This window comes from Stutzerimonas stutzeri (genome assembly GCF_000935215.1).
Classification (GTDB): Bacteria; Pseudomonadota; Gammaproteobacteria; order Pseudomonadales; family Pseudomonadaceae; genus Stutzerimonas.
The window spans coordinates 1-4239 of sequence record NZ_JXXD01000170.1 but is presented as its reverse complement, the minus strand read 5'-3'; the positions used below and the strand labels follow the sequence as shown (position 1 = coordinate 4239).

General features: G+C 67.6%; 6 protein-coding genes. All 6 read right to left on the bottom strand.

From position 1 onward, the window contains the following. Positions 1–80: 80 nt before the first annotated feature. Complete coding sequence (locus LO50_RS17470) at positions 81–479, bottom strand: NifB/NifX family molybdenum-iron cluster-binding protein (RefSeq protein WP_044315787.1); 399 nt, start codon at positions 477–479, stop codon at positions 81–83. After that, positions 476–1204, bottom strand: a complete 729-nt coding sequence (locus LO50_RS17465; protein ID WP_044315786.1) for a dinitrogenase iron-molybdenum cofactor biosynthesis protein — start codon at positions 1202–1204, stop codon at positions 476–478. The genes LO50_RS17470 and LO50_RS17465 overlap by 4 nt, the downstream gene beginning before the upstream one ends. Before the next feature lie 182 nt (positions 1205–1386). Next, the gene (locus LO50_RS17460) at positions 1387–1650 is read right to left on the bottom strand and encodes an RnfH family protein (protein WP_044315785.1); all 264 of its coding nucleotides are present in this window, start codon (positions 1648–1650) and stop codon (positions 1387–1389) included. Between the two features lie 25 nt (positions 1651–1675). Further along, a complete protein-coding gene (locus tag LO50_RS17455) occupies positions 1676–2395 on the bottom strand; it encodes an electron transport complex subunit E (RefSeq protein WP_011912499.1) in 720 nt (239 codons plus the stop codon). Then, positions 2392–3075, bottom strand: a complete 684-nt coding sequence (gene rsxG, locus LO50_RS17450; protein WP_044315784.1) for an electron transport complex subunit RsxG — start codon at positions 3073–3075, stop codon at positions 2392–2394. The genes LO50_RS17455 and rsxG overlap by 4 nt, the downstream gene beginning before the upstream one ends. Continuing rightward, on the bottom strand, positions 3072–4239 hold a 1168-nt coding region (locus LO50_RS17445), incomplete at its 5' end, for an RnfABCDGE type electron transport complex subunit D (RefSeq protein ID WP_236690599.1). The genes rsxG and LO50_RS17445, both read right to left, overlap by 4 nt.

Genomic DNA, 4239 nt, shown 5'->3' with positions numbered 1-4239 from the left:
GCCGGCCGCTTTTGTGGGAGGCCCGACCTCGCGGCGATGCTTTTCAAGCTTCAGGCCTTTCGCAGTCCGCCAATCCACGATTACGAATGCCGATGCCCTTCGCCGCCGCAGCCCGGCTCCTCGTGCGGCAAGCCTGGCGGCAGGCTGCCGGCGAGCCAGGCTTTAACGGCATGTTCCGGGTCGCTCTCGGCGGTGGTCAACAGCGTCACGCCGCGCTCGCCCAGGCGACGCACCACGCCGTCGCCGGCGCTGGCGGCGATCGCCACGTCCACCGCGTGCAGCGGATGGCGTTCCGGTTGCGCGCTGACATGCCACTCGTGCAGGCAGGCCTGTTCGTCCAGCGCCAGGCGATAGACGGATTCCGGCGCCTCGCCGGGCCAGATGTCGTACACCTGCCAGTGGTGCGCCCGACCGGCGTGACCGGCGACCTTGCCCTGGCGGTCGATGGCCACGGCGACCAGCCTGCGCACATCGCTCATGCCCAGGCCGCCTCGTCGTCGGAGCGGTCGAAGCGCACTCGCTGCTCGGCGCTCACGCCCAGCAGCTTGGCCAGCCACGGCGGCGGGTTGCCGGCCATGACGGTCTGCAGGTCGGCGAGAATCTGCCGGGCCTCGCCACCGGCCTTCTTGATCGGGTACAGGCCGGTCTTGACCACCTTGGCCGCCGCCGGACCGCCGATGGAGACCACATAGAGCACCTGGCAGTCGCCGATCAGCTCGGCACGCGCGCCATTGCGATCCTCGGCGAACTCGGTCTCCAGCGCCGAGCGCACGTCCACCAGCGCCAGGCTGTCGAGGCCGATCTGGTAGATCAGAAAACGCAGGCACGAGCCGAAATGGCCGTCCAGGCGCTCGCCGTTGTTGGAGGCGATGGCCACCCGGATCGAGCCTTCCGGCACGCGGTCCAGGACCTCCGGCTGCGGCAGGTCGTCGCCGACGCCTTCGCCCCAGAGGATGCGCACCGCTTCCTTCAGCGCCGGCAGGCCGATGCCGATGTCCTCGCCATCCTCCTCGCCGTCGGCGCTGGCGAACGCCGTCTTGAGGTCGGTGACGGTCACGCGCTGCAGGCTCTCTTCGTTCAGTTCTCCATCGATCCGCTGGTGCAGGATTTCCAGCAGGCGGCCTACACCTACCTCGGGTAATGCCCGGGCGGCCAGGGCGATGCGTAATGCGGTTTCACGGTTCATGCTCGGGGGGCTGTCCATCGGTCGCTCCTCAGTCAGTGGTCGGGGGCGTGCGCCACGGCAGCGCGTGCGTCCCTGGTTTCGTCTCAACAGTCAGTTGTCGGTTCCCGTGTAGGAGCACGCCATGCGTGCGAATCGCCGGCATGGCCGGCTCCTACCGTAGATTGAGCAGCCAGACCCGACATCCGATATGTGGCGCGACACTAATCGTCATCATCCTCATCGTCGTCATCGAGAACCCGCGTGATGCGTTGGTAGATCTCCACCCTATCGCCTTCCTTCAGCGGACTGTCGAGCTTGACGAACTTGCCGTACACGCCGACCTTCTGTTTGCTCAGGTCGATATCCGGGCAGTAGCGCAGCACGCCGGACTGTTCGATGGCATGGACCACACTGCAGCCCTCCTCCACGCGGCAATCGAACAACAACGGTTGCCGGGGGGCGGCATATACAACGGAAATCTTCATCGTCTGCTTCGCTCCTCGGCCGGGCTCACTGCAACACTACCAGTTCGCCATGGGTCCTGATCCGTCGCTCGGCGCGCCGGCGATCAACTACTCGCTTGAACGCCAGCACGAAGCCGAGAACGATGAACGCCCCGGGCGGCAGGATCGCCAGCAGGATGCCCTGGAAGCCGGGCAGGACGGTGATCTCCAGCCAGCGGAAGTGCTCACCGAGCAGCAGCGAGGCCTGGGCGAACAACGTGCCGCTGCCGAGGATCTCGCGTATCCCGCCGATCACCACCAGTACCCAGGTGAAGCCGATGCCCATGCCGGCGCCGTCGAGGATCGAGGGCAGCACCGGGTTGCGGCTGCAGAACGATTCGGCACGGCCGAGTACCGCGCAGTTGGTCACGATCAAGGCGATGAACAGCCCCAGCACCTTGTACAGTTCGTGCATCCAGGCATTGATCGCCATGTCGATGAGGGTCACCACGCCGGCGATGATGCCGATCATCAGCGGGTTGCGCACCGCCGGCGAAATGCTGTGGCGCAGCGCGGAAATGATCGCATTGGTGATCATCAGCACCAGGGTGGTGGCCAGGCCCATGCCCAGGCCGTTGGTAGCGGTGGTGGTCACCGCCAGCGCCGGGCACAACGCGAGCATCTGCACCAGGGCGACGTTGTAGTCCCACAGCGCCGAGCTGAAGTAGTTGAACAGCCCCTTGGGCTTGGGCGCCGTGACATCCGCTGATCCGCATTGGCTGCTCATGGCCGAGTCTCCTGGTTGGACTGGGCGGTGGACTGGCGGGCCTGGAACTCGAGCGCCCGGAGCACGCCCTTGACGATGGCCCGTGGGGTGATGGTGGCGCCGGCGAACTGGTCGAACTGGCCACCGTCCTTCTTCACCGCCCACTGATCCAGCGGTGTGCTGGCCAGCGACAGGCCGTCGAAGCCCTTGATCCAGTCGCTGCGGGCGACTTCGATCTTGTCCGCCAGGCCAGGGGTTTCCTTGTGGCTGAGCACCCGCACGCCGAGGATGCGGCCTTCGCTATCGAGGGCGATGAGCTGGACGATCGGGCCGCCGTAGCCGATGGTGCTGACCTGGAAGGCCGTCGCCGTCAGTTGCCCTTCGCGCCGCGCCGGATATACCTCGAGCATGCCGAGTTCGGCGTCCTCGATCCGATAGGCGTCGGCCAGCGGGTTGTTGTCGTAGAGCGACTGCGGCAGGACCTGGCGCAGCACGGCCAGGCGGTCCTGCAGCTCGGCATCGGCGATCCGCTGCCGGGTCAGCTGGTTGCCGAGCAGCAGCGCCAGGGCCACCAGGGCGCAGACCAGCCCCAGCGACAACGCCTGGTAGGCGACCCGCTCGCGCCACGCTTCGAGCAGGCCGGGCCGGGTGATCCTTTGTTCGCCGGCCTCTGCGGGCGGCGTCTGGCTCAGCTCGTTCATACCTTGTCGACCTCCTTCACCTGGCTGGTCCACTTCGCTGCCACCAGGGGCTTGCCACGACCGTTGCGGCCATAGGCGCGCGGCCGGCAGAGGCGGTCGATCAGCGGTACCAGGGCATTCATGAACAGCACCGCGAACGCCACCGCCTCGGGGAAGCTGCCCCAGCTGCGAATGACGAAGATCAGCCCGCCGCAGGCAGCACCGAAGATCAGCCGTCCGCTGCGGCTGATCGGCGAGGTCACCGGGTCGGTGGCGATGAACAGCGCCCCCAGCAGCAACCCGCCGGAGGTCAGGTGGAACAGGCCGCCGCCATGCACCTGCGGGTTGATCTGCTGCGCCAGCGCTGCCAGCGCCGCCACCACCAGCAGCATGCTCAGCGGGATTTCCCAGTGGATGATGCGCAGCGCCAGCAGCCAGAACCCGCCGAGCAGGATCAACAGCTCCGAGGTCTCGCCGAGGCTACCGCCGCTGTAGCCGAGAAAGGCCGGCAACAGGGAAAAATGCTCGGCGAGAATCTGCGGTGCACCGTGGCCCAGGGTCAGCTCGGTCTGCAGATGGCCCAACGCCGTGGCGCCGCTCAGGCCATCGGCCAGCGTCCCGCCGGCGAAGGTGATGCGCAGGCCTTCCAGCCAGCCGGGCGCGCCCGGCGTGCCCAGCGGCAAGGGCAAGGCCCAGGTGGTCATCTGCAGCGGAAAAGCGATCAGCAGCGCCACTCGCGCCAGCATCGCCGGGTTGAAGACGTTCTGCCCGACGCCGCCATACAGTTGCTTGCCGATGCCGATGGCGAAGATACTGCCCGCCACGGCGATCCACCAGGGAGCCCAGGGCGGCAACGTCAGCGCCAGCAGCCAGCCGGTGAGCAGCGCGCTGCCGTCCAGCAGGCGGCGTAGCGGCCGGTCGAGCAGGTACAGGCAGACGGCCTCGCAGGCCACGGCGCTGATGCAGGTCAGCAGCCACAGGTAGATCGCCGGCCAGCCGAACAGGTACAGCCCCCAGGCCGTCGCCGGCAGCAGGGCCAGGCAAACGTGCAGCATGATGCGGTCGACCGAGGAGCGATCATGGGCGAACGGCCCCGCCGCGATGCCTTGCGCGCTCATGGCGACACCTCGCTGGCGGCCGGGGCCGGCGTCTTGCGTTTCTTCGCGGCCTTGGCCGCCGCCCTGG

Bases quoted from the DNA above. Each gene is read 5' to 3' on its own strand.
- LO50_RS17470 (WP_044315787.1), bottom strand. From the start codon at position 479: ATGAGCGATGTGCGCAGGCTGGTCGCCGTGGCCATCGACCGCCAGGGC.
- LO50_RS17465 (WP_044315786.1), bottom strand. From the start codon at position 1,204: ATGGACAGCCCCCCGAGCATGAACCGTGAAACCGCATTACGCATCGCC.
- LO50_RS17460 (WP_044315785.1), bottom strand. From the start codon at position 1,650: ATGAAGATTTCCGTTGTATATGCCGCCCCCCGGCAACCGTTGTTGTTC.
- LO50_RS17455 (WP_011912499.1), bottom strand. From the start codon at position 2,395: ATGAGCAGCCAATGCGGATCAGCGGATGTCACGGCGCCCAAGCCCAAG.
- rsxG (WP_044315784.1), bottom strand. From the start codon at position 3,075: ATGAACGAGCTGAGCCAGACGCCGCCCGCAGAGGCCGGCGAACAAAGG.